This window comes from Paenibacillus sp. GL_099_B (genome assembly GCF_057835695.1).
Map to the genome: position 1 here is coordinate 2,558,160 of NZ_CM174430.1, position 24,219 is coordinate 2,582,378.

24 protein-coding genes are annotated in these 24,219 nt (G+C 46.1%); all 24 read left to right on the top strand.

The window, feature by feature from the left end:
- The first annotated feature begins 100 nt into the window (after nt 1-100).
- The 24 genes from sleB to AC3ITG_RS12045 all read left to right on the top strand — a co-directional run bounded on the left by sleB (nt 101) and on the right by AC3ITG_RS12045 (nt 23,934).
- Nucleotides 101-931: a spore cortex-lytic enzyme gene (gene sleB, locus AC3ITG_RS11930; RefSeq protein WP_413377560.1), complete on the top strand. Its 831-nt coding sequence runs from the start codon at nt 101-103 to the stop codon at nt 929-931.
- Between the two features lie 126 nt (nt 932-1,057).
- On the top strand, nt 1,058-2,338 hold the full coding sequence (gene yfmF, locus AC3ITG_RS11935; RefSeq protein WP_489253816.1) for an EF-P 5-aminopentanol modification-associated protein YfmF: 1,281 nt from the start codon (nt 1,058-1,060) through the stop codon (nt 2,336-2,338).
- Between the two features lie 3 nt (nt 2,339-2,341).
- Complete coding sequence (gene yfmH / locus AC3ITG_RS11940) at nt 2,342-3,622, top strand: EF-P 5-aminopentanol modification-associated protein YfmH (protein WP_413377564.1); 1,281 nt, start codon at nt 2,342-2,344, stop codon at nt 3,620-3,622.
- A 1-nt stretch (nt 3,623) separates the two neighbouring features.
- Nucleotides 3,624-4,394: an elongation factor P 5-aminopentanone reductase gene (ymfI, locus tag AC3ITG_RS11945; protein WP_076289541.1), complete on the top strand. Its 771-nt coding sequence runs from the start codon at nt 3,624-3,626 to the stop codon at nt 4,392-4,394.
- Between the two features lie 176 nt (nt 4,395-4,570).
- Nucleotides 4,571-4,834 (top strand): DUF3243 domain-containing protein, encoded by a 264-nt coding sequence (locus AC3ITG_RS11950; RefSeq protein WP_053783846.1) that lies wholly within the window; start codon nt 4,571-4,573, stop codon nt 4,832-4,834.
- A 197-nt stretch (nt 4,835-5,031) separates the two neighbouring features.
- Nucleotides 5,032-5,799: a DUF3388 domain-containing protein gene (locus AC3ITG_RS11955; protein WP_024630282.1), complete on the top strand. Its 768-nt coding sequence runs from the start codon at nt 5,032-5,034 to the stop codon at nt 5,797-5,799.
- Nucleotides 5,800-5,865: 66 nt separating this feature from the next.
- Nucleotides 5,866-6,906: a RodZ domain-containing protein gene (locus tag AC3ITG_RS11960; protein WP_413377569.1), complete on the top strand. Its 1,041-nt coding sequence runs from the start codon at nt 5,866-5,868 to the stop codon at nt 6,904-6,906.
- 67 nt (nt 6,907-6,973) lie between these two features.
- Nucleotides 6,974-7,144, top strand: a complete 171-nt coding sequence (locus AC3ITG_RS11965) for a hypothetical protein (RefSeq protein ID WP_157258470.1) — start codon at nt 6,974-6,976, stop codon at nt 7,142-7,144.
- Nucleotides 7,145-7,296: 152 nt separating this feature from the next.
- The gene (locus AC3ITG_RS11970; RefSeq protein WP_017689115.1) at nt 7,297-7,788 is read left to right on the top strand and encodes a YajQ family cyclic di-GMP-binding protein; all 492 of its coding nucleotides are present in this window, start codon (nt 7,297-7,299) and stop codon (nt 7,786-7,788) included.
- 322 nt (nt 7,789-8,110) lie between these two features.
- Nucleotides 8,111-8,698, top strand: a complete 588-nt coding sequence (gene pgsA / locus AC3ITG_RS11975) for a CDP-diacylglycerol--glycerol-3-phosphate 3-phosphatidyltransferase (protein WP_063566359.1) — start codon at nt 8,111-8,113, stop codon at nt 8,696-8,698.
- 109 nt (nt 8,699-8,807) lie between these two features.
- Nucleotides 8,808-10,064, top strand: a complete 1,257-nt coding sequence (locus AC3ITG_RS11980; protein WP_489253817.1) for a competence/damage-inducible protein A — start codon at nt 8,808-8,810, stop codon at nt 10,062-10,064.
- A 238-nt stretch (nt 10,065-10,302) separates the two neighbouring features.
- On the top strand, nt 10,303-11,367 hold the full coding sequence (gene recA, locus AC3ITG_RS11985) for a recombinase RecA (RefSeq protein ID WP_053783851.1): 1,065 nt from the start codon (nt 10,303-10,305) through the stop codon (nt 11,365-11,367).
- Nucleotides 11,368-11,733: 366 nt separating this feature from the next.
- Nucleotides 11,734-12,471, top strand: coding sequence for a regulatory protein RecX (locus AC3ITG_RS11990; RefSeq protein ID WP_489253818.1), 738 nt, complete (start codon nt 11,734-11,736; stop codon nt 12,469-12,471).
- Nucleotides 12,472-12,781: 310 nt separating this feature from the next.
- Nucleotides 12,782-14,323 carry a ribonuclease Y gene (rny, locus tag AC3ITG_RS11995; protein ID WP_053783853.1) on the top strand — a complete coding sequence of 514 codons (1,542 nt, stop codon included), beginning with the start codon at nt 12,782-12,784 and terminating at the stop codon, nt 14,321-14,323.
- A 162-nt stretch (nt 14,324-14,485) separates the two neighbouring features.
- Nucleotides 14,486-15,280, top strand: coding sequence for a TIGR00282 family metallophosphoesterase (locus AC3ITG_RS12000; protein WP_024630289.1), 795 nt, complete (start codon nt 14,486-14,488; stop codon nt 15,278-15,280).
- Between the two features lie 117 nt (nt 15,281-15,397).
- Nucleotides 15,398-15,658, top strand: coding sequence for a stage V sporulation protein S (locus AC3ITG_RS12005; protein ID WP_007430104.1), 261 nt, complete (start codon nt 15,398-15,400; stop codon nt 15,656-15,658).
- Between the two features lie 93 nt (nt 15,659-15,751).
- On the top strand, nt 15,752-16,735 hold the full coding sequence (locus tag AC3ITG_RS12010) for a dipeptidase (protein WP_489253819.1): 984 nt from the start codon (nt 15,752-15,754) through the stop codon (nt 16,733-16,735).
- A gap of 215 nt (nt 16,736-16,950) precedes the next feature.
- The gene (pduL, locus tag AC3ITG_RS12015; protein WP_053783855.1) at nt 16,951-17,523 is read left to right on the top strand and encodes a phosphate propanoyltransferase; all 573 of its coding nucleotides are present in this window, start codon (nt 16,951-16,953) and stop codon (nt 17,521-17,523) included.
- Nucleotides 17,524-17,833: 310 nt separating this feature from the next.
- Nucleotides 17,834-19,390, top strand: a complete 1,557-nt coding sequence (miaB, locus tag AC3ITG_RS12020) for a tRNA (N6-isopentenyl adenosine(37)-C2)-methylthiotransferase MiaB (protein ID WP_489253820.1) — start codon at nt 17,834-17,836, stop codon at nt 19,388-19,390.
- Between the two features lie 256 nt (nt 19,391-19,646).
- Nucleotides 19,647-20,111: a YlbF/YmcA family competence regulator gene (locus AC3ITG_RS12025; RefSeq protein WP_413379580.1), complete on the top strand. Its 465-nt coding sequence runs from the start codon at nt 19,647-19,649 to the stop codon at nt 20,109-20,111.
- A gap of 253 nt (nt 20,112-20,364) precedes the next feature.
- Nucleotides 20,365-20,790: a PaaI family thioesterase gene (locus AC3ITG_RS12030; protein ID WP_489253821.1), complete on the top strand. Its 426-nt coding sequence runs from the start codon at nt 20,365-20,367 to the stop codon at nt 20,788-20,790.
- A gap of 58 nt (nt 20,791-20,848) precedes the next feature.
- Nucleotides 20,849-21,652, top strand: coding sequence for an NUDIX hydrolase (locus AC3ITG_RS12035; RefSeq protein ID WP_413377585.1), 804 nt, complete (start codon nt 20,849-20,851; stop codon nt 21,650-21,652).
- A gap of 64 nt (nt 21,653-21,716) precedes the next feature.
- A complete protein-coding gene (locus AC3ITG_RS12040) occupies nt 21,717-22,286 on the top strand; it encodes a cysteine hydrolase family protein (RefSeq protein ID WP_489253822.1) in 570 nt (189 codons plus the stop codon).
- Nucleotides 22,287-22,479: 193 nt separating this feature from the next.
- Nucleotides 22,480-23,934 carry a nicotinate phosphoribosyltransferase gene (locus AC3ITG_RS12045; protein WP_063566350.1) on the top strand — a complete coding sequence of 485 codons (1,455 nt, stop codon included), beginning with the start codon at nt 22,480-22,482 and terminating at the stop codon, nt 23,932-23,934.
- The last annotated feature ends 285 nt before the right edge of the window (nt 23,935-24,219 follow it).

Consider the following 24,219-nt stretch of genomic DNA (forward strand, 5'->3'; position numbering starts at 1 on the left):
TCCAATGATCGGAGGATTTGGTGCATAGGAACGAAGTATGCTTGTCATAATAACCTTAGCGATTCTGTTAATCCCACAAGAGAAAGGTAGAGCACAGTCGATGCGAAAAATGAACATATGGCTTTTCACTGCTATTTTGCTGATGTCCGCATTGGGAATTCGTTATTTGCTTCCTGGGAATACAGCAACCGAAAGTCCAAACCCAAGTACCCCGCAAGTCGAAGAGAAGTCGTTACCCACCTTTAGCACCAATGCTGTGAAATATGGAAGTTACGGTCAGGATGTATACGAGCTTCAAGGCCGGCTGAAATATTTGGGATTTTACAATGGTAAAATTGACAGTAATTTCGGCAGCACTACATTGAAATCGGTAAAATGGTTTCAATCGGAATTCGGCATGAAGGCAGATGGTGTCGTTGGAGCCAAAACCAAGCTGAAACTTTACAATGCTTCAAAACAATGGTCGCCAACAGAAACACCGTTGCACAAGGATCAAACTTCAGGAGATAGTGGAAAAAATAACAATACTGCGGATAAAGAGCAGGACAATATGGGCTCAGCCAATTCCATGGGTTTGTCGGAGAACGAAATCAAAATTATGGCTAACGCCGTATATGGTGAATCTCGCGGAGAGCCGTTTGAAGGTCAAGTGGCTGTAGCGGCAGTTATCCTGAATCGCGTTAAATCGCCGAGTTTCCCGAACACACCGTCAGGAGTAATTTTCCAGCCGGGTGCGTTCACCGCCGTTGCAGATGGCCAGATTTATCTGGAACCGAATGCACAAGCTAAAAAAGCAGTTGAACAGGCGATGAATGGTTGGGACCCATCCGGTGGATGCCTCTATTATTTTAATCCGAAGACAGCTACATCCAAATGGATCTGGACACGTCCTCAGGTGAAAACAATCGGGCAGCATATATTCTGTATGTGATGATCTTGGAAGCAACCAGAAGGCGTGACTTCGGTTGCTTCTTGCCTTTTGAATGGGTTAAAATGGTTGTTACGTTTAAGCTTCACTTATTGCACGACAAATGACGCCGTAAAGGGGTTTTGACATTTGAATACATCAGGATTTGAACGAGGAAACCGAAAAGAATTCCGCATACATGTTCTTCCTACGAAACGTTTTAAGACATTTGCGATATCACTTTACGCAGGGGTTCCCCTGCAGGAAGATACGGTTACCAAAGTAGCCTTAACACCTTTCGTGCTTCGGCGCGGGACCGAATCCTATCCGGAAACAACGCAATTTCGTGAACAGTTGGAACATTTGTATGGAGCGGGTTTTGGCTTTGACGTCTATAAACGTGGCGATTACCAGATCGTACAGTTCCGTATGGACACCATTAATGATTCCTTTGTTGGCGGGGACGAGCAACTGTTGGATCGTTCTTTTGCTTTTCTGGGAGAGGTACTAACACGTCCTGCACAGGAGGATGGACATTTCCGAACCTCTTATGTGCATGCTGAGCGGGAGACTGTTCGCAAAATGCTGGAGTCCATCGTCAATGACAAAATGCGTTATGCTGCGGAACGTAGTATTGAGGAGATGTGTAAAAACGAACCATACCGCTTGCACCCACTTGGTGAGCGCAAGGATTTGTCGGGCATTGATCCAGATACATTGACAGCTTCGTATCAGGAATGGTTACAGCAGGCAAGTATGGACTTGTATGTGGTGGGCGACACCACGCTGGAAGAGGTAGAGAATCTGGTGCAGCGTTATTTCAATGTAGAACGTGCGACCTCTTCCGACTATCACACACAGGAAGCTATTCGTGGAGATAAAGAAGTGGAAACCGTTGTAGAACGGCTTAATGTTAATCAGGGTAAGCTCAATATGGGGCTTCGCACGTCGATCACATATGGTGACCCTCAGTATGCAGCAGCTTTGATGTATAACGGCATTCTCGGAGGATATCCTCATTCCAAGCTGTTTGTTAATGTTCGTGAAAAAGAAAGTCTGGCGTACTATGCCTCTTCGCGTTATGACGGACACAAGGGTATTGCAACGATCCAATCCGGGATAGAAATCCCCAATTACGAAAAATCCGTCATGATTATCAAGCAGCAGCTGGATGAAATGAAGAACGGGAATATCACTGACCTGGAGATGTCCCAGACCAAAGCGATGATCCGTAATTTGCTCAAGGAAATGCAGGATTCTGCATTTGAACTGATTGCTTATGATTTCAATCGACAGTTATCCGGCAAAGAGCGGACCGCCGAGGAACTGCTGGCCCAGGTAGAACAGATCAGCAAAGAAAATGTTCGTGAGGCGGCAGAGAAATTCCGTCTGGATACGATTTATTTCTTGCGTGATGAGAAGGGGGAATAGTCGGTGGAGAGCATAACATACGATCGTTTGCAGGAAACGCTGTATTACGAAGTGATGGATAACGGGTTGCATGTTTATATTTTGCCTAAACCGGGATTCCAGAAAACATATGCCACTTTTGCAACCAAATACGGTTCGGTTGACAATCATTTTCGGGTTGAAGGACAGGAAGAAGTGAAGGTTCCGGACGGAATTGCTCATTTTCTGGAACACAAAATGTTTGAAGAACCAACTGGCGATATTTTTGCAACATTTGCTTCTCATGGAGCTTCTGCCAATGCCTTTACCAGTTTTGACCAGACGGTTTATTTGTTTTCGGCAACGGAGCATGTCAATGAAAATATACAAACATTAGTTGATTTTGTGCAAAATCCTTACTTCACCGATCAGAATGTGGAAAAGGAAAAAGGGATCATCGCTCAGGAAATTAATATGTATGCTGATAATCCGGATTGGCGCGTTTATTTTGGCTTGATCGAGGCGATGTATCAGAAACATCCCGTGCATATTGATATCGCAGGAACCGTTGAATCCATTGGTACCATAACCAAAGAAACGTTGTACACGTGTTACAACTCTTTTTATCATCCAAGCAACATGCTTCTGTTTGTCGTGGGTGGAGTAGACCCGCAGGAAGTGATCGATATGGTTCGTTCGAACCAGGCAAAGAAAAATTACAAGCCTCAAGGGAAAATCGAGCGGATATTTGAACCGGAACCTAAGCAAGTGGGGGAAGCCAGACGTGAATCCAAATTGGCCGTTTCCCTGCCCAAATGTTTGTTTGGTTTTAAGGAAACGGATGTGGGACTTACCGGAGAAGAACTGTTGCGCCGAGATATGACAACCAAACTAATGATGGATCTGTTATTTGGTTCCAGTACCCCGCTATTTCAAAAATTGTATGATGAAGACCTAATTTCGGACAGCTTTGGACATGAATATAACAGTTCGCCGCAATATGCTTTTTCTGCTATTGGCGGGGACACCAAAGACCCGGATCAACTGCTTGCCCGCATCCGTGAAGAAGTCGATGCTATTGTGGAAAAAGGATTTGATGCAACCGACTTTGAGCGCGCACGCAAAAAGAAAATAGGTGGATATTTGCGTATGCTCAATTCCCCAGAAAACATTGCAAATGAATTCACGCGGCAGCAATTCCGTGGTGGTGATTTTTTCAACATGCTCCCGTTATATGAATCGCTTACACTGGAAGAGGTAAACCGCAGATTGAAAGAGCATATTCGTTGGGATCAACTGGCGATATCGCTTGTCGTGAGTCCTTAATATGGAGAGGGGAACAGGACAATTGAAGCCAATTGGAGAAATGACGGTACTTGTAACGGGCGCAAGCGGAGGCATTGGAGCGGCCATCGCAGAGCGTTTTGCCAAGGTGGGCATGAATGTAGTGATTCACTATATGAAATCGCATGAAGCAGCTAATGAAGCTGCGAGAAGGTGCATGGAACAAGGCAGTGGTAAAGTTATGACGGTGTCTGCTGATCTTCGCAGTCGGGAGCAAATTGAACGTATGCGTGAGAAGCTGGAATCACATGGGCTGATGCCGGATATTCTGGTGAATAATGCAGGGATATCTCATTATGGAATGCTGTCCGATGTTACGGAAGAAATCTGGGATGAAGTGATGGCGATCAACCTGAAAGGCACGTTCTTGTGTACACAGGAAATGATGCCTCACATGATCTCCCAAAGATATGGTCGAATCATTAACGTGTCGTCTATCTGGGGACTGTCGGGTGCCTCTTGTGAAGTGTTGTATTCTACAACCAAAGGCGGTGTAAATGCATTCACCAAAGCTCTTGCCAAAGAGTTGGCTCCATCTGGCGTAACGGTGAATGCTGTAGCTCCCGGTGCGGTTCAAACATCCATGTTGAATCATTTGGACCAAGATGAACTAAAAATGCTAGAAGAGGAAATTCCGGCAGGAAGACTCGCCCAGCCAGATGAAATCTCATCGCTGGTCTACTTCCTTGCACTTCCCGAGTCTGGATACATTAATGGGCAGATTATAAGTCCAAATGGTGGCTGGCTCACGTAATATATGGGGGCGCGGATTCAATTTTGTTTTAATTTCGGGGTAGTTTCTTGATGGAAATTAATGATTCGTAGATGATCTTCGATTAATTCAAAAATGCTCGTATATAAAATGTCCGGGAAGCACATATTACAACTGTTGATTTTAAATCTCATGCGTCAAGCAAAGGAGGATTTATCATGTCAACAGACAAAACGGTGCTCACGAGTTTTGACACTTGGAAGAAGTTTTTGGGTGATCGCGTACAGCAAGCAGAGAAGATGGGGATGAATGAAGAAACCATCAACAAACTTGCGTATGAAATCGGTGACTTCCTGGATGAGAAAGTAGATCCGGCGAACCCTTCCAACCGGGCATTGAAAGAACTATGGGAAGTCGGCGACGAGAATGAACGTCGTACGATTGCGTGCCTGATGGTCAAATTGGCCAAACAAAACGCATAAGATTACAGATGGAAAGCTCCCGCAAGGGGGCTTTTCTCTAATGATTACACATTGATTACAGACCTGTTCTTGTAATTCATTTTCTTTTTATATATCATTAACGTGACCCATTTTTAGAAGATATCTCAGATTGTCGTCCATTGGACGCGTTCTGTTACTGTCGAATAATGTGGAATAATGCTTTACGGGGTGTTTAAATGGAATCTAAACAATGGTATATGGAGTATAAAATACATAAGAACAGACCCGGCCTTTTAGGGGATATTGCCTCTATGCTGGGGATGCTTGAAGTAAATATATTGACCATCAACGGTGTTGAAGGCAAAACCCGGGGGATGCTTTTGGAATCGGACGATGATGAGAAGATCCGTCTGCTGGGTGAAATGCTTGGCAAAGTGAACAGCATAACTGTGTCTGCTTTGCGCCAACCGAAACTGGTAGATATTCTGGCTGTGCGTCATGGTCGTTATATTGATCGTGATTCGGATGATCGCAAAACATTTCGTTTTACGCGGGACGAACTTGGGTTACTTGTGGACTTTTTGGGTGAAGTATTTAAGAGGGAAGGCAATCAAGTCATTGGTTTGCGTGGAATGCCGCGTGTAGGCAAAACGGAATCCATTATTGCGGGCAGTGTATGTGCGATGAAGCGCTGGACGTTTGTTTCCTCCACACTTCTTCGTCAGACCATAAGAAGCCAGATGTCCGAGGACGAATTGAATCCAAACAATGTGTTTATCATTGACGGAATTGTCAGTACGATTCGTTCAAGCGAACGGCATTATAATCTGTTACAGGACATCATGACGATGCCAAGCACCAAGGTTATTGAACATCCGGATATTTTTGTGCAGGAGTCTGAATATGATTTTAATGATTTTGACATTATTATTGAACTGCGCAACAATCCGAATGAAGAAATTATTTATGATACGTTTACGGCCAGCTACACCGACGAACTGTAACGCTCCGTACGGGATCATGAAATAGATAAGCAACAACCATAGAGATAAACATAAGGAGGAGATGGCATGTCTGAACTGGGTCAGCAGTTAAGAGAGGCCCGGCTGCAAAAAGGGATGAGTCTTGACGATGTACAGGAAATGACTAAAATTCGCAAGAGGTATTTGGAGGCAATAGAGGCAGGAGACTACAAAGTGCTGCCTGGTAGCTTCTATGTGCGTGCATTTATCAAAACCTATGCGGAAACGGTGGGACTAAATCCTGATGAGCTGCTGGAGGGACATAAGAAAGATGTACCTGCAGAAGAAACGGAAGCAACCATGGAGCCGGTTATTCAAAAGCGTTCAAGCCGCCCGGTAGAGCGCAGTAACCGCTGGATGTCTGTTGCGCTGATGTGGACTTTTCCGGTATTAATTCTTGTGCTGTTGTACGTGTATGTAGTGATGAACAGGGATGATTCGGATACACAAGGGCTGGATCAGACGAAGATCACAGACAGCCAGCAGCAACCTCAAGATAAACCGGATGAGCCTACAGATAATGGCCAAGCTTCTAATCCTCCAGCCAATGAATCAGGTAGCGGAGAAACGAATGAAGGCGAAGCAGGCGGTAACGGTGGCGGAACAGCAGAGGGGCAGACTGACGGACAGACGGATGGGCAAACGACGGGTGAAAATGAAGAGAATCCAACGGATAATCCGCCAGCTTCTGTAACTGTTGCTGAAGACGGAAAATCAGGCAATATTACGAACTTCAAAGTAAACGGCAGTGCAGGGCAGCCTGTGACGGTTACGATTAAAGCAACGGGGCATAGTTGGCTGGAAGTATACAAGGGTGAGAACTCTAGTGGAGAAAAGTTGGAGTACGGCAACACCGCTGAGGGAGACAGTTATACTTTTGAATTGGACAGTGCAGGAATGTACATTAAGTCCGGTTACGCTGCAGCGACCACGATTGAGGTTGCAGGGCAGGTTGTGACAGACGGGAAAGCGACAAACCGCATTCGGTTAAGACTTGGTGAGGATACGTCCTCCACAGGTACTGAAGGCACTACGACGAATGAAACAGGAAGCACTACCGAAGGAAACACCGGCACTAGCGGCGAATAACCAAAGTTTCTGCGGGAGACACTAACCTTGTCTTAACTTGCAGTCAACTTTTGGTGAAGTGAGGTGGATGGCTGTGACAGTCAGCTGGATCGTAACAGGTTTGGGGATCATTGTCAGCCTCCTGGGTTATTACTTGACTCCAACTGCCTGGGGTTACGGAATTTTGGGTTTTGGACTTGCACATGTGCTTCTGGGTGTGCTCGACATGTTCAGACAGCCTAATCGCAGCCGTTATTAGAATGGCAGCCGCACGGCAAGCATTTTTGGCAACCATCTCAGTGGCAGCCAAAAATGCTTTTTTATTTTGAAAAACCTCATAAAATTAGACTTTTGCTTGGCGTATCCTCTATAATGTTACAGAACATATGATTAACTGAAAGGGTGACTGGTTTGAGTTCAGAAAATTCATTTGATATCGTGTCCAAAATGGACTTGCAGGAATTGACAAATGCCGTTACACAAACGGAAAAGGAAATTGGCACGCGTTATGACTTCAAGGGCAGCAAGAGCAGTCTGAAACTGGATAAGGATGCGTTAACGATCGTATCTGATGATGAGACCAAACTCAAGGCTGTTATCGATGTGCTGCAATCCAAGATGGCTAAGCGAGGTTTACCTTTAAAAAACATTGATTATGCAAAAGTAGAGCCGGCTTCTTCAGGTACAGTCCGCCAGCGTTTGAATTTCAAGCAGGGGATTGATCAGGATATCGCTAAAAAAATTAATATTCTGATTCGTGACTCCAAGATGAAAGTGAAGAGTCAGATTCAGGGAGATCAGCTCCGGGTAACAGGTAAAAGTAAGAATGATTTGCAAGCAGTTATGCAGTTGTTGAACGGTGCCAATCTACCTCTGGATCTTCAATATACAAACTTTAAGTAATATCTCCTCATTTGTAGCTAGGCATGTTTTTTGACACTGCAATTGGCGTATATTATACTAAGTGTGCATTGCTGGCAGATAAGCATCAAAGTCCAGTCATCATCGTTTGCTGACTTTGTGAAAAGCAGTACATCTTCTGAAGTCACCGGAACGTTTAAAACGGTTTTGCGTTTGAACGGTTGACTTTATTTTTTGCGTTTTTACATAGTGAGAGCACTTTAGTGCTGATTGACAGTGAAACTGTAAATTTCATGTTCCGGATGATGAATACGGGATTAAGATGAATGTTTGGAGTAATGGAGGATAAGAGGGAGGGCGTCTTGTGAATTTACCCAACCGGATTACGCTTGCACGAATTTGCTTAATCCCTTTTTTGATGGTGTTCCTGCTCGTAGATTTTCCGTTCTATCCAGAGCCGTTGCAATTGGGAAGCTTATCGCTTCCGTATAATCAATTGATTGCTGCTGTCATTTTTATCATTGCAGCAAGCACGGATGGAATTGACGGCTATCTGGCGCGGAAAAATAATATGGTCACCAACCTGGGGAAATTGCTTGATCCGCTGGCTGACAAGTTGTTGGTTACTGCGGTGCTGATTTCGCTTGTGGAAATGGGCAAGTTGGATTCCTGGATTGCTGTGGTCATTATTAGTCGTGAGTTTGCGGTTACTGGCTTGCGTCAGATTGCATTATTGGATGGTTCGGTTGTTGCGGCAAGTGCCTGGGGCAAACTGAAGACCGTCGTGCAAATTGTGGCGATTGTGCTGCTGTTGTTGAATAATTTCCCGTTCTCATTCACGGGTATTCACATGGACGTTATCGCCGTTTGGGCTGCAGCGATTATTACGATTTGGTCAGGCATTGATTACTTTATCAAAAACAAAAATTTGCTTCATTTATCAAAAGCGTAACGTTTTTAAGGTTAAATGGGGAAGCATGAAGAAATCATTTGTACGAAGGGCAATAGGAAATTATCCTATTGCCCTTTGATCACTCACCACGTGTACAGGAGGATGCTGAATGAAGGCAGAAATCATTGCAGTTGGCACAGAATTGTTGCTTGGACAAATTGTGAATACCAATGCCAGATATCTATCCCGTGAATTGGCTGCGATCGGGATTGATGTATATTTCCAAACGGTGGTTGGTGATAATCTAAATCGACTTAGTGACGCCATTCGCATCGCTCAGGGTCGTGCAGACGTCATTTTATTTTCTGGGGGCATCGGTCCTACACAGGATGACCTGACCAAGGATGCGATTGCGGCGGTCTTGAACCGCAAGCTACATATAGATCGAATGGCCATGGACAAAATCGAGAGCTTCTTCCGAGATCGCAATGTAGACATGACCGAAAACAATCGTCGTCAGGCGATCGTTATAGAAGGCGGGACACCGCTGGCGAACGAAACAGGCCTTGCCGCAGGAAATGCAATTTCCGACAATGGCAAGCATTATGTAGTGATGCCTGGACCACCGAAAGAGCTAATTCCTATGTTTGAACAGGAAGTTAAGCCTTGGTTGTTCCAGCATGTACTGACAGAAGAAATGCCGATCTACTCGAAAATGCTGAAGTTTGCAGGAATTGGCGAATCGGCATTGGAAGACCGACTCCTTGATCTGATTGATACACAGACAGATCCTACCATTGCTCCTTATGCAAGTGAGGGAGAAGTTACGGTACGTGTATCTACAAAGGCTCCAAGTGAGAGTGAGGCAAAGCTGAAGCTGGATGTAATGGAAGTTCAGATTCGGGAACGATTGCCAGAGCATCTCTACGCGAACGAGGATGTGCCTATAGAGTACACAATTGTTACCATGATGTCTGATATGGGTTTGACCCTTAGCGCGGCTGAGAGCTGCACAGGAGGGCTCGTCATGCAGAGTCTGACATCAGTTCCTGGCAGTGCGTCGATGCTTAAGGGCGGAATTGTATGTTACTCCAATGAAATTAAAGAAAAGCTGCTCCATGTGCCGCATTCCTATCTGGAAGGTGAAGATGCACCGGGCGCAGTGAGTCCGGAAGTCGCCAAAGTGTTGGCAGAGCAGATTCGCATGATTGGGGATGCCGACTTCGGTCTGTCAGTGACAGGTGTAGCGGGACCTGGTTATTCCGAACGCAAACCGCCAGGACTTGTCTTCATCGCTCTGGCCCAACGTGGTAAAGAGACAGAAATTCATGAACTGCGCATTAATGGCAATCGGGAGACGGTTCGGATCCGTTCAGCGAAAGCGATTCTTTACCGTTTGTGGCGCAAGCTTGTGGAGATGGACTAGTCACAGTTCGGATTGCATTTGCCATGGCAAACAAGTATAATAAAGGAAGACGGAAGAACCGTAGAATCAGGCTCTACAGCCTTGTTTACGGTTCTTTTTTCTGTTTAATGGAAAGTTTCCTTGAGGAAGAGGCGCCTCGGCCTTTGCAAAAAAAACGAATGTATGTTCGAAAAAAAGCTTGGCAAACGTGTTAAAACAAGGTATCATTATCTTATAAACAGTAAAGGGTGTGAGCTTATTGTCAGACCGTCGTGCCGCGCTTGATATGGCGCTCCGTCAAATAGAGAAGCAATTTGGTAAAGGATCCATCATGAAACTGGGTGAGTCGACTCACATGAATGTGGAAATTATACCCAGCGGTTCCTTGGCTTTGGATATTGCATTAGGAACAGGCGGCTTGCCTAAAGGCCGTATTGTTGAAATATATGGACCTGAATCTTCTGGTAAAACAACCGTAGCATTGCATGCTATCGCTGAAGTACAAAGAGTGGGTGGACAAGCTGCATTTATCGATGCCGAGCATGCTCTTGACCCACAATACGCAAGCAAACTTGGTGTTAACATTGACGAATTGCTTCTGTCTCAGCCAGATACGGGTGAGCAAGGGCTTGAAATTGCAGAAGCTCTTGTACGTAGTGGTGCTGTGGATATTGTCGTTATTGACTCTGTGGCTGCATTGGTACCAAAAGCAGAAATCGAAGGCGAAATGGGTGATTCCCATGTCGGTTTGCAAGCGCGTCTGATGTCTCAGGCACTGCGTAAACTGTCTGGTGCAATCAGTAAATCCAAAACGATCGCGATCTTTATCAACCAACTTCGTGAAAAGGTCGGGGTTATGTTTGGTAACCCAGAAACAACACCAGGTGGTCGTGCCCTGAAATTTTATTCCACGGTACGTCTGGATGTACGCCGTATTGAGAGTATCAAATCAGGAAATGACATGATTGGTAACCGTACGCGTATTAAAGTGGTGAAAAACAAAGTAGCACCTCCGTTTAAACAAGCGGAAGTGGATATCATGTACGGTGAGGGTATTTCGAGAGAAGGCAGTATCATTGACATTGGTACAGAGCTGGACATCGTCAATAAAAGTGGTGCATGGTACTCATACGAAGGTGAGCGTTTAGGACAAGGCCGTGAGAACGCGAAGCAGTTCATGAAAGAGCATAAAGATATTGCTGAAATCATTGAACAAAAAATTCGTGTAGCCAGTAACTTGACTACTGCAGTTCCTGCGCCAACTAGCGAAGAGCAACAAAAAGAAGCAGCAGAAGAACAAGAACTATTTGAAATTAACGAGTAACCCTCCCTTGTAGGAAGGGCCCTAGAGGGCGTTGCCCTCTGAACTCCCAAAGCTTGTCTGATTGAGCTTGGCTCGATCTAGCTTGGGGTATGGTGTGTGCGCTCGCGCTGTCCAACAGCCTCTGTCCGAATGGGCAGGGGCTGTTGGCACGTTTACTGTTAGGGAGAGGCCGGATATTGTTTCCGGCCTTTTGTATTAGCGTCTGATGTCTCTATGAAGATACGCTAAACGTATTCAGTGTAGCTGTGTTATCTCCGTCGGAGATGTGCTAATCGTATCCGAGGAAGTCTTTTAATTTGCTATGTACTTGTCAGTTAGGCCGTGCAGTTCACAGACACACAAAATGACATGGAAGGGGAGACCGAAATGGATCAACATGAAGATGATTTATATGAAGAAGCCGAGCTGGAGGGAATCTCCCAATTCCCGGATAACGAAGAACTTACCATTACACGAGTTGAACGAACGAAGAGCAGGGAAGCTCGTTACCGAATTACCTTTGGTTTATATTCGATCACGGTGCTTGAAGATGTAATGATTAAATATCGGATGACCCGGGGAAATACGTTTCTGAAAAAGGACTTGGAAGATATCATAGTAGCTGACGAGCGACAGCGGACGTATGTGCAGTCTTTGCGATTTCTGGAGCATAAACCCCGCACACGCCACGAATTAAGTCAGAAGCTTCGTCAGAAAGAGTTTGCTGCACCGTTGATTGAAGAGGCCATGGATCGGCTTGAGCGGGAGAATTTGGTCGATGACGAACTGTTTGCGAAGGAATGGACTCGTCAGCGTATGGAGGGCCAGCGGAAGGGAAAACTGTGGATAAGGCAAGAGCTGCGTCAGAAGGGCATTGCCAATGAGCTGATTGCTGAAGCACTGGAAGGTGTAAGTACGGATACGGAATTTGAGACAGCTCTAACCGCCGGACGAAAAAAATGGAATCAGGTCAAAGGAGACATCAAGGAGAAGAAACGTAAAACGCTTCCCTTCTTGATGCGACGAGGTTTTTCCATGGATATGGTGCGTCGGGTCGTGAATTGTTTAATTGAAGAAGACGAGGCGGGGGACCCCGAAGAAGACGAAGCGTTGTTATGGGATTAGCAGACTGTACTCACTATACTGCATTCTCTTGACAATTTCTTTCGTCAAATACTAAAATGGACATGAGTCTGTAAGAAATGGACAACCCTTTTTCCTTCCAAAAAAGCGGTTTCTGTTTTTTAAGATTTATACCATTCATGATTATGGGTTCGCTGGAGACGGTGAATAGTACGTGGCAACATGTACACTTGAAATGAAAATCGGCGGGGGATCGCCGTGAGTATTCGTTATTCCCAAAAATATGTTAGGCTTGAAAACTGCAAATTGACCCAAGGAATGCCTTGGAGGAACCAACGAGGAGGTGAACAGTATGAATCCTGCAATCACGATCGCTCTCGTTGCAGCCGCGCTATTCATTGGGTTCGGAGTAGGATATTTTATTCGCAAATCTCTTGCAGAAGCTAAGATCTCCAGTGCGGAAGAAGCTGCCGTACAAATCGTGGAGAACGCGAAGAAAGAGGCAGAAGCACTGAAGAAAGAAACGGTGTTGGAAGCGAAGGATGAAATCCATCGCATTCGCGCCGAAGCTGAAAAAGACACTCGTGAACGTCGGAACGAAATTCAACGACAAGAAAGACGATTGTTGCAAAAAGAAGAGTCGCTGGATAAAAAATTGGAATCACTCGAACGTAAAGAAGAGCAAGTGGCTAACAAAGAGAAACGAATTGATGAGACACAGCAGCAGATCGAGATGATCTACAAAAACCAGGTGACGGAGCTGGAGCGCATATCCAACCTCACTATGGAAGACGCACGCAGTATCATACTGTCCAACGTAGAACAGGAAGTTCGTCATGAGACGGCTCAAATGATCAAGGACATTGAACAGCAAGCGAAGGAAGAAGCGGACAAAAAGTCCCGCGAGATTATTACACTCGCCATCCAACGCTGTGCGGCTGATCACGTGGCGGAGACAACGGTATCCGTTGTTACTTTGCCAAATGAAGAAATGAAAGGCCGGATTATCGGTCGTGAAGGACGTAACATCCGTGCGCTTGAAACCCTTACCGGGATTGACCTCATTATTGATGATACGCCAGAAGCTGTTATTCTGTCGGGCTTTGACCCGATTCGTCGTGAAATCGCCCGTACTGCCCTCGAAAAACTGGTGGCTGATGGACGTATTCACCCGGCACGGATTGAAGAGATGGTGGAGAAATCCCGCAAAGAAGTGGATGAGCGTATCCGTGAATACGGTGAGCAAGCTACCTTTGAAGTGGGCGTGCATGGTCTGCATCCGGACTTAATTAAAATTCTGGGCCGGTTGAAGTTCCGTACAAGCTATGGTCAAAACGTCTTGAAACATTCGATGGAAGTCGCTTATCTGGCTGGATTGATGGCTGGCGAACTCGGAGAAGACGTAACCCTGGCAAGACGTGCAGGTCTATTGCATGACATCGGTAAAGCGCTGGATCACGAAGTGGAAGGATCACACGTCGAAATCGGCGTGGAACTAGCGAAGAAATACAAAGAACATCCGGTTGTAATCAACAGTATCGCGTCCCATCACGGGGATTGCGAAGCGACTTCGGTTATTGCCATGTTGGTTGGTGCAGCAGATGCGCTTTCCGCAGCAAGACCAGGCGCACGCCGCGAAACGCTGGAAACGTATATCAAACGACTGGAGAAGCTGGAAGAGATTTCGGAATCGTTCGAAGGTGTCGAGAAATCGTATGCAATTCAGGCCGGACGCGAAGTTCGCGTTATGGTACAGCCTGAGAAAATCGATGATGCTGAAGCATTCCGCCTCGCGCGTGACATCACGAAGATGATCGAGAACGAACTCGATTATCCGGGTCACATCAAGGTCACCGTCATCCGGGAAACCCGTGCGGTTGAATACGCAAAATAGAGCATTACGGAAAAGTGGCCGCAGTAGTGGGCCACTTTTCCTGTTGATAGCCTGTTAAAAGGCATTTTCATAATAAAATTGGTGAGCAAGAGATAGAGGTCCTGCGAAGTTTCGGATGCTTTGAAGAAGGTTCCGCTTGGTAGGGATTAAGGAGGCAGTAACATGAAAGTTTTGTTTATTGGTGATATTGTGGGGAACGTGGGGCGTAAGGCATTGAAGGAGAACCTCCCCTACCTCAAAACGAAGTATAAGCCACATGTGGTCATTGTAAATGGGGAAAATGCAGCGGCAGGCCGGGGAATCACCGGGGCAATTGCGAATGAATTTTTCAACTGGGGTGTGCATGGCATCACTCTTGGTAATCATACCTGGGACAATAAGGACATATTTGATTTTATAGATGATGAGCCACGTATGATTCGTCCTGCGAACTTTCCTCCAGGAACACCAGGGCGTGGATACACCGTAGTCAAAGGAGAAGGCAAGGAGCTAGCGATTGTCAATCTGCAAGGGCGGACGTTCCTGCCCGCTCTGGATTGTCCATTTCGCGTTGCTGATGAAATTGTGGATGAACTGCGTCAAGACCATAAATGCATTCTGGTCGATATGCATGCCGAAGCAACGTCAGAGAAGATTGCCATGGGCTGGCATCTGGATGGACGTGCATCGCTGGTCGTAGGTACACATACACATGTGCAGAGCAACGATGATCGTATTTTGCCAGGAGGAACAGCTTATTTAACTGATGCAGGCATGGTAGGGCCGCGTGACGGCATATTAGGCATGGAGCGTGAAGCGGTGCTTCGCAAGTTCTACACCCAGCTTCCGGTACGATTTGTTGTGGATGATGGCAAATGGCATTTCCACGGTGTATTTGTGGAGATTGATGAAGCCACAGGTGCTGCAACACGCATTGAAAAAATTCGTCTGATGGAGGACGAGTGGCGCATGGAATAGGGGTATTGTCCCAATTTGAAGGGAAACCCGTCTAAAAAGAAGGAATTTTTTTGCCTCCCGCGAATAACATCTATTAAGTGGAAACAAACATTCAACATTCCCAGGGAGGTACTTACCATGGATGTATTAAAAGTTTCAGCAAAGTCCAATCCTAATTCTGTAGCCGGCGCTCTTGCAGGGGTTCTTCGTGAACGTGGAAATGCTGAACTGCAGGCAATTGGAGCGGGAGCACTGAACCAAGCCATTAAAGCGGTAGCGATAGCCCGGGGATTTGTAGCACCAAGCGGAGTTGACTTGATTTGTATTCCAGCTTTTACAGACATTGTGATCGACGGCGAGGACCGAACGGCCATTAAGCTGATTGTGGAGCCCAGATAATACATGCACTTATGCATTGAACCTGTTTACGAAGTAGACAGGTTTTTTTTGCGTTTTATTACATAACATAACCGTGTAGAAGGAGAGATTGTGATGCACAACTGGCGAGTAGCCGATTTTCATTGTGATGCTTTGAGTAAAATGCTGATGAACCCTAGCCTTTCATTTGAAAATGCTTCACAACTGAATGTGAATCTGGAACGCCTGAGGGAAGGCAACATTGGTTTACAGGCCTTTGCAATCTATTTGCCCGAAGTGCTTGGCAGAGGCAAGTTTGAACATGTGATGGGGCAGTTGGACATCTACCGCAAACGAGTGGAGATAACCAAAGAACGATCTGAAGGTACACATACATTATTATGGCGGGAACAGCTTACGCAGGTAGAGCAGACGGACAGACCATGGGGGCTACTTACACTTGAAGGTGTCGATGGACTGGAAGGCAACCTCTTTTATCTGGAGTTGTGTTATCAAATGGGTGTGAGGATCGTTGGACTTACCTGGAACTATGCCAATTGGGCAGCTGATGGTGTTTTGGAGAAACGTGGGGCGGGACTAACCGAGAAGGGCAGGGAGCTGGTTCACCTTTGTAACCAAATCGGCATGCTGCTGGATGTTTCACATCTGACCGAGGAAGGTTTCTGGGAGCTTGCTGACCTTAGTGAACGCCCTTTTATCGCTTCGCATTCCAACAGTTACGCCATATGCCCGCATGTGCGTAATCTGAAAGATGATCAGATTCGGGCCATTATTGCTCGGGAAGGTCGTATCGGACTGACGTTTGTACCTTGGTTTGTGAAGCAGGAAGGCGAAGTGTGTATTGAAGATCTATTGCCTCATATTGAGCGGATATGTGCTCTGGGTGGGGAGCATCATCTGATGATGGGGTCTGATTTTGACGGAATTCCTACGTATATCCATAACCTTGAACATACCGGGCAGTATCCAAAGCTGATCAATACTCTGCTCAAGCACTACGACGAATCACTGGTTCGTGGTTGGATGTGGGGTAATGCGATGAGTTATTTAGGAGAAAACTTGCCGGAGAAAAATTTGAAGATGGAACATTTAAAATGATGAAGCTGTAGGTCCCTGAAGAAAACGAGATGGAAGCAAAAGTCGCACATGTTCAGACGAATTTACCAAATGCAGGGGATTAATGATTGCAAAATAAGTGTATTTCATGAATTTTCAGCAGTTCGTTTTCATTTCACTTCAAAAAGGGGTATAATACCATAGGATTGTTAAGAGCCTGGCTACAGGCCATAGATAAACAAGGAGTGAAATTCAAAATGAGCAAAACAGTACCTGTGGGCGTATCTGCCCGTCACATTCATGTATCTCAAGAGCACGTTGAAATTTTGTTTGGTAAAGGCTACGAATTGACTGAATTTAAACCTCTGTCCCAACCTGGGCAATATGCTGCTAACGAAACAGTAGCGGTTATTGGTTCGAAAGGACAGTTTGATAAAGTGCGTATCCTTGGACCTGTTCGTCCGGAAACACAACTGGAAATCTCGATGACAGACTCTTTCGCTATTGGTGTTAAGGCACCTGTACGTGAATCCGGAAGCATCGAAGGTACTCCAGGTATCACGATTAAAGGACCTGCTGGCGAAGTTACAATTGATAAAGGTGTTATCGTTGCTGCTCGTCACATCCACTTCCATACTTCTGATGCTGCTAAATGGGGTATTGAGGACAAACAATTGCTGAAAGTCCGTCTGGGTGGAGATCGTGGTCTGGTACTGGAAAATGTACTGGCTCGTGTATCGGATTCCTTTGCACTGGACATGCATATTGATACGGATGAAGCTAATGCAGCTGGCGCTCGTAACGGCGATACTGCTGAAATCATCGACTAATCACATGGAACAATCTTCAGGCGCGATCCTAGCGGCTTGAATGAACCTATAAACCTGAGTATATCCACAGCGTCGACTACAATCGACCTAAGGGTAAGCTCAGGTTTTTGTGTGTTTTTGGGGTGTTCAGCAGACCTGCGCAGATTTCGGGATAGGTGAAGGGGCAGCGGCTTTGGATGTGGAACTACAGCCCAATTCATGTTATAATTTGCTGTAATGCTCTTTTGATGTATAAAGCGTGCAAATCACGTGAAACAAGATGAAAAAACGAATTTTTATTAATAGAGGCTGTAAGGAGTGACCGAAGGAAATGGCTAAAGACTCAAAAAAGGATTACTCCCAATATTTTGATTTCTCCGATGCCAAAGTAATTTCGCAAGATGAATTCAGCAAAAAGATAAGAATCCGGGGCCGGGAGATTAACATCAAGTCGGAACCCAATCATCGTCAGGAGAAACAACGGGGCAAGGAAGACGTTCAGGTGCTTTACGAAACGGCCGTACCCGCTGAACTGAAAAACGTGGGGAAAGGCAAACGCTATATCGTATATACGTATGGATGCCAGATGAATGAGCATGATTCGGAGACTATTAAAGGATTACTTGAATCGATGGGCTATCAGGCTACCGAGGATCGCAAAGAGGCAGATATCATTCTGTTAAACACATGTGCGATTCGGGAAAATGCGGAAGATAAAGTGTTTGGTGAACTGGGCCATCTGAAAACCCTGAAAACCGAACGTCCAGGCTTGTTGCTGGGTGTGTGTGGTTGTATGTCGCAGGAAGAAGGCGTCGTGAACCGGATCATGCAGAAGCATGGCTTTGTGGATATGATTTTTGGTACACACAACGTACATCGGCTGCCACATCTGATTCAGGAAGCGCTGTTCAGTAAAGAAATGGTTGTTGAGGTATGGTCCAAGGAAGGCGACATCATTGAGAACCTACCGAAAAAACGTGAGGGCATGCGCGGCTGGGTGAACATTATGTATGGTTGCGACAAGTTCTGTACATATTGTATCGTCCCGTTCACACGGGGGAAAGAGCGCAGTCGACGTCCAGAAGATGTTATTGCCGAAGTTCGCGAACTGGCAAGACAAGGCTTCAAGGAAATTACGCTGCTCGGCCAGAACGTCAATGCTTATGGCAAGGACTTCACGGATCTGAAGTACAGCTTCGGTGACCTGATGGATGATATTCGAAAAATCGATATTCCACGGGTTCGGTTTACAACCAGTCATCCACGTGACTTCGATGATCATCTGATTGAGGTGCTTGCAAAGGGCGGGAACCTAGTGGAACATATCCATCTGCCTGTGCAGTCTGGCAGCACGGAAGTGCTGAAACGTATGAGCCGCAAGTACAGTCGGGAACACTACTTGAAGCTTGCTGACAAAATTAAAACTGCAATTCCAGATGTCGTGTTAACCACTGATATTATCGTTGGTTTCCCGGGGGAGACGGAAGAACAGTTTGAAGATACGCTGTCACTGGTCAAGGAAGTCGGCTACGACTTTGCCTATACATTCATCTACTCTCCGCGTGAAGGTACACCTGCTGCGGTGATGGAGGATAACGTGCCGATGGACGTGAAGAAGGAACGCTTGAAACGCTTGAACGAGACGATCAATGCATACAGCCATAGCAGCAATGAGAAGCAGCGCGGCAAGGTTGTTGAGGTGCTGGTCGAAGGTGAGAGCAAACGGAATTCCAATGTTCTGGCAGGACGTACACGCAGCAACAAGCTGGTACACTTTGAAGGACCTAAAGACTTGATCGGTACTTTTGTGCATGTGGAAATCACCGATCCAATGACTTTCTATATTCGGGGCAATCTGCTCTCAGAGCCAGTAGCCGCCAATCAGTAATACACAAACCTAATAAGATGAAATCGGATGTTGGGATATTAGAATTTGGAATGACAGCGAAAGTAGCGAAGGAAACGGAATCGATTCTGTAGAAGCGTAGCGTTCGCCTTTGTCCCCAAATTTTAACCGTTAAAATTCAATCAGAAAAATTTGGGGACAACAGCGATCGAAAGAACGATCCGTAGCCGTAGCGGGCATGGAGCAGTTGTCCGACTCTAATATTATTCATCCGTTTCATCTTATATCATCTCATAGAATGGAGCGATTTCGAGTGGCGCAGGAAGAAGTGCAGTACAACGATTATGGAATGCCTACCTACGATACGCGCAATCTGGTTATACGCGACGACATTATGGGAAAAGCCAAAGAATTGGCTGATATGCTTGGAACGAGCGAGGAAGTTAAACAGTTCCAACAGGCTGAGTCCAAAATTCGTGATCATGAACGCATCCAGCAATTGATTGCAACGATCAAGAAAAAACAAAAGGAAATCGTTGCTTTTGAAAGCTTCAAAAATGCAGATATGGTCAGCAAAATCGAACAGGAAATTGAGGATCTGCAGGAAGAGATGGACAGCATTCCACTGGTTACGGAATTCCAGCAAAGTCAAAGCGATATCAATTATTTGCTTCAGCTTGTTATTTCTGTAATTCGGGATACCGTCTCCGAGAAAGTGAACGTGGAGGCAGGTACGGATTCACCTCCAACCAGCTGCGGGTAAGTGAACGGAAGGGTGCGGACGCAGTCCGCGCCTTTTTTGATCATCTAAGACTCGACCTGGTGGGGTTATTTTCTGTGGTGGATTGATCAAGACAACTTCACTGGATAAGACCTGTTCCGTAAGAGCAGGCTTTATATAATGACGAAGCACTTTAAATCAACTACGAAGAGAAGCAATGCTGGAAATATCATTATTTAAAAACAACATACATCATGGGCTTTATACTTAAAGTGCACTAAAGGGGAAATCAATAATGGGTATTTTGGACAAAATGGTTGAAGAAGGAAACGGAAGATTTTGGGGCTTTCTCGGTTGTCGTTATATTAAAGGCGACGGAAAAGAAGTACAGATCGCGCTGACAGCGGGTGAACATCACACCAACTCCATGGGGATTATTCATGGTGGTGTGCTGACATCTCTCATGGATCAGTCGATGGGTATGGTAGCTACAGCCGCAATGGCAGTAGACAGTTGTGTGACCACCAATCTGAATGTGCATTTCTTGGCACCCATGAAACAAGGGGAATTAATCGTGACATCAACGATCCTGCATCAAGCGGGGCGTAGTGTGACGGCACAATCTGAGGTCCGGGATGCATCTGGTACGTTGGGGTGCATGGCAACAGCTACATTCCGTATAGCGCGAGTAAAAGCGCAAAACACGGAATCTCAAGGTTGACAAAAGATATTATTATGTCATAATGAAAATATCAAAATGAGAATAGTCGGTGGTGCCCATGAGCGAAAACTACGAACAATTCAATACTGAAAGCGATGAACAGGCAGCACGTGCCTATAGTTCCAAGAAATATCGTACCCCCGATGGTGTTCCCGCGGATATCGTCATGTTCACCTTGACCAAGCGGGAGCGCAAGACCGTAACCAAGACACTCCCCATCCGGGAGTTGAAGGTCATGCTGATCAAACGCAAAGGTTGGCCTTTTGCGGGAAGATGGGCGTTGCCAGGTGGATTTTGTCAGGAAAATGAATCCATCTATGGTGCTGCAAAGCGCGAGTTGATGGAAGAGACAGGTGTGGACGGCGGACATCTGGAGTATTTGAATGTATATAGTCAGCCTGGGCGTGACCCCAGAGGATGGATTATCTCACATGCGTTTTTTGCACTGGTAGAGGAATGGATGCTGGAACACCGTCAGGCGGCGGATGATGCTGAGGATGTTGGATTGTTTACGATTCAGGAAGCATTGCAGGAGCTCGAACTTGCCTTTGATCACCGCACGATTATAGAAGATGCGTACCGGCGTATTCAGCAGCAAATGCTGGAAACGACAATTGCACGACAGTTCCTGCCTCGTGATTTTACACTAAGCGAGTTATACCAAGTGATTCAGAGTGTTGTACCTGACTTTGAAGAACCGAATTTCATTCGGAAAATCACTTCAACACGCAGCCGCAAAGGCATTGTGGAAGAGGTTCGGGATGAGGAGGGCAACCTGCTAAGCTCCAATCAATACTCACAGCGTCCGGCGCAGTTGTACCGTTTTACCGAGCTTGTACCTCGTCTTTCCATCTATACTTAATTCGCAAGCGAATCATGATGGATTGAATCAGGATCAACCTATTCTCAAAAAGGGAGTGTGGACGATGAAAGCACTGATTGTAATCGATTTTACACGTGATTTTGTGACAGGTTCGTTGCCTGTAGGCCAGCCTGCTGTGGAGATTGAGGAGACGATTGCAGCGATAACGGAGGCTTATTGCAATAACAAGCATGAGGTTGTTATGGCTGTGGACTCGCATGACGAGAATGATCCTTACCATCCGGAAACTGCCCTTTTTTCGCCCCATAACATCAGGGGTACGGAGGGAAGACAGCTTTATGGTCGTCTGGCCCAGGTTATGGAAGAACGGGAATCTCAGATTCGTTGGATGGATAAAACAAGATACAGCGCATTCTGTGGTACAGATCTGGAGCTGCGGCTGCGTGAACGTGGAATAACAGACATTGCACTGATCGGGGTATGTACAGATATTTGCGTACTGCACACGGCAGTGGATGCTTATAATAAAGGTTTTCACATAACGGTATATGAAGACGCCGTGGCGAGCTTCAATCAACCGGGACATGATTGGGCGCTTGGACATTTTCGTTCTAGCCTTGGGGCTCAGGTAGTCAAAGCGAGCGATACCGTTCTCGCAGGCTTGAATCTGTAAATGAACCTGTGATCATATCCTGTTTAACGAGAGTTATGTTGCTGGGGAATATGGTGAATAGGAATAAACCGGAGACTTATGCAATGGTACGTTAACCAGAATCATGAATCATGAGCAATGAGTCTCCACATGTTGACCCGTGTCTGCAGGCTAGACCTGCCGGCACAAGCGGAAGTCAGAGAGGATGAGACAAATGCAGACGACTAGCCTGGCTTTACATACGGATAAATATCAAATCAATATGATGTACGCCCATTGGGTGAATGGAACTCACAAACGGAAAGCGGTGTTTGAAGCCTATTTCCGCAAGCTTCCTTTTGGCAACGGATATGCCGTATTTGCCGGATTGGAACGCATTGTGAATTATATCAGCCAGCTTCGGTTTACGATGGAGGACATCAAATATTTATCCAAACAAGAGGAGAATTACGATCCGGTCTTTCTGGAAGAGTTGCTCCAGTTTTCATTTCAGGGGACGATTCATTCCATGAAGGAAGGGGCGCTCGTTTTCCCTGATGAACCGCTCATTCGGGTAGAAGGCTCCATTATGGAGACACAACTGGTGGAGACGGCGATACTTAACTTCATGAATTATCAGACGTTAATTGCAACCAAGGCTTCCCGGATCAAACAGGTGGCAAGTCAGGACACGTTGCTCGAATTCGGGACACGACGGGCACAGGAAGCGGATGCGGCCATTTGGGGAGCGCGTGCCTCGTATGTAGCAGGTTTCCATGCAACGTCCAATATGCTGGCTGGAGAGCGCTTCGGAATTCCGACAGCAGGGACACATGCCCATTCATGGGTGCAGAGCTTCATGAGTGAGCAGGAGGCGTTTGACGTCTATGCCAAAGTGCTGCCAGATCAAGTGACACTGCTTGTGGATACCTTTGATACATTGAACAGTGGTGTTCCTCATGCAATCAAGACCGCCAAGAAGCTGGAGAGCCAAGGCAAAAAGATGAACGCCATTCGTCTGGATAGCGGGGACCTTGCGTATCTATCCATTCAAGCTCGGCAGATGCTGGACGACGCCGGACTGGATTACGTCAAGATTGTAGCTTCCAACGATCTGGATGAAAATACGATTTTTAACCTTAAGGCGCAAGGGGCTCGCATTGATACATGGGGAGTGGGTACACAGCTAATTACCGCTTCTGACCAGCCTTCGTTGGGTGGCGTGTACAAATTGGTGGAGCGTGAAGTGGACGGTGCCATGCTGCCTACAATCAAAATTTCGGCGAATCCCGAAAAAGTTTCCACACCAGGTAAAAAAGAAGTTTTCCGGATCATTGATCCGAAACATGGCAAGGCGATTGCAGATTATATCTGCTATCCAGGAGAAGAGCAACCGCTACAGGGCGGGCCGCTCAAGCTGTTCAACCCGCTACACCCTTATCTGAAAAAGACGGTAACCCGCTACGAAGCAGTGAACATGCTGGAACCGATCTTTGTGAATGGACGCAAAGTGTATGAACTGCCTACCCTGGATGAGATTCGCAGTTATCACCGCGAGCAGATGGATCTCTTCTGGCCGGAATATTTGCGTAAACTCAATCCTGAGATTTACCGTGTAAATATCAGCCCTGCGGCCTGGAATATGAAGCAGAAGCTCATTGCTGAGCACGTGCAATCCACCGAAGAATAAATCAAATAAAGGGGCATAACCGGAAGGAAGTAAACCGGGTTATGCCTTTTTGCTCTTCCACCATTGTGTTCAAAGGACGACGGATGGTGTGTGAAACATCATGGACAGACAGTCCATGAACTGCGGTATACTATACCTTCAACGGACGCAGGTCTACAGGGAAATGAAGCAATTATTTCTCGGGAAAGCGCAGGAGACGTCAAATGCTGCATCTTTCAGAGCTTGCCTTTCGACAGGATCCGTTTCTGTGTCTGTTTCAATTGCGTATCTGCCGGGGATGAATGA

What these genes read in the sequence shown, in the direction of transcription:
- sleB (WP_413377560.1), top strand. Translation starts at nt 101, where the DNA reads ATGCGAAAAATGAACATATGGCTTTTCACTGCTATTTTGCTGATGTCC.
- ymfI (WP_076289541.1), top strand. Translation starts at nt 3,624, where the DNA reads ATGGAGAGGGGAACAGGACAATTGAAGCCAATTGGAGAAATGACGGTA.
- AC3ITG_RS11950 (WP_053783846.1), top strand. Translation starts at nt 4,571, where the DNA reads ATGTCAACAGACAAAACGGTGCTCACGAGTTTTGACACTTGGAAGAAG.
- AC3ITG_RS11955 (WP_024630282.1), top strand. Translation starts at nt 5,032, where the DNA reads ATGGAATCTAAACAATGGTATATGGAGTATAAAATACATAAGAACAGA.
- AC3ITG_RS11960 (WP_413377569.1), top strand. Translation starts at nt 5,866, where the DNA reads ATGTCTGAACTGGGTCAGCAGTTAAGAGAGGCCCGGCTGCAAAAAGGG.
- AC3ITG_RS11965 (WP_157258470.1), top strand. Translation starts at nt 6,974, where the DNA reads ATGGCTGTGACAGTCAGCTGGATCGTAACAGGTTTGGGGATCATTGTC.
- AC3ITG_RS11980 (WP_489253817.1), top strand. Translation starts at nt 8,808, where the DNA reads ATGAAGGCAGAAATCATTGCAGTTGGCACAGAATTGTTGCTTGGACAA.
- AC3ITG_RS11990 (WP_489253818.1), top strand. Translation starts at nt 11,734, where the DNA reads ATGGATCAACATGAAGATGATTTATATGAAGAAGCCGAGCTGGAGGGA.
- rny (WP_053783853.1), top strand. Translation starts at nt 12,782, where the DNA reads ATGAATCCTGCAATCACGATCGCTCTCGTTGCAGCCGCGCTATTCATT.
- AC3ITG_RS12000 (WP_024630289.1), top strand. Translation starts at nt 14,486, where the DNA reads ATGAAAGTTTTGTTTATTGGTGATATTGTGGGGAACGTGGGGCGTAAG.
- AC3ITG_RS12005 (WP_007430104.1), top strand. Translation starts at nt 15,398, where the DNA reads ATGGATGTATTAAAAGTTTCAGCAAAGTCCAATCCTAATTCTGTAGCC.
- AC3ITG_RS12010 (WP_489253819.1), top strand. Translation starts at nt 15,752, where the DNA reads ATGCACAACTGGCGAGTAGCCGATTTTCATTGTGATGCTTTGAGTAAA.
- pduL (WP_053783855.1), top strand. Translation starts at nt 16,951, where the DNA reads ATGAGCAAAACAGTACCTGTGGGCGTATCTGCCCGTCACATTCATGTA.
- miaB (WP_489253820.1), top strand. Translation starts at nt 17,834, where the DNA reads ATGGCTAAAGACTCAAAAAAGGATTACTCCCAATATTTTGATTTCTCC.
- AC3ITG_RS12025 (WP_413379580.1), top strand. Translation starts at nt 19,647, where the DNA reads ATGGAGCGATTTCGAGTGGCGCAGGAAGAAGTGCAGTACAACGATTAT.
- AC3ITG_RS12030 (WP_489253821.1), top strand. Translation starts at nt 20,365, where the DNA reads ATGGGTATTTTGGACAAAATGGTTGAAGAAGGAAACGGAAGATTTTGG.
- AC3ITG_RS12035 (WP_413377585.1), top strand. Translation starts at nt 20,849, where the DNA reads ATGAGCGAAAACTACGAACAATTCAATACTGAAAGCGATGAACAGGCA.
- AC3ITG_RS12040 (WP_489253822.1), top strand. Translation starts at nt 21,717, where the DNA reads ATGAAAGCACTGATTGTAATCGATTTTACACGTGATTTTGTGACAGGT.
- AC3ITG_RS12045 (WP_063566350.1), top strand. Translation starts at nt 22,480, where the DNA reads ATGCAGACGACTAGCCTGGCTTTACATACGGATAAATATCAAATCAAT.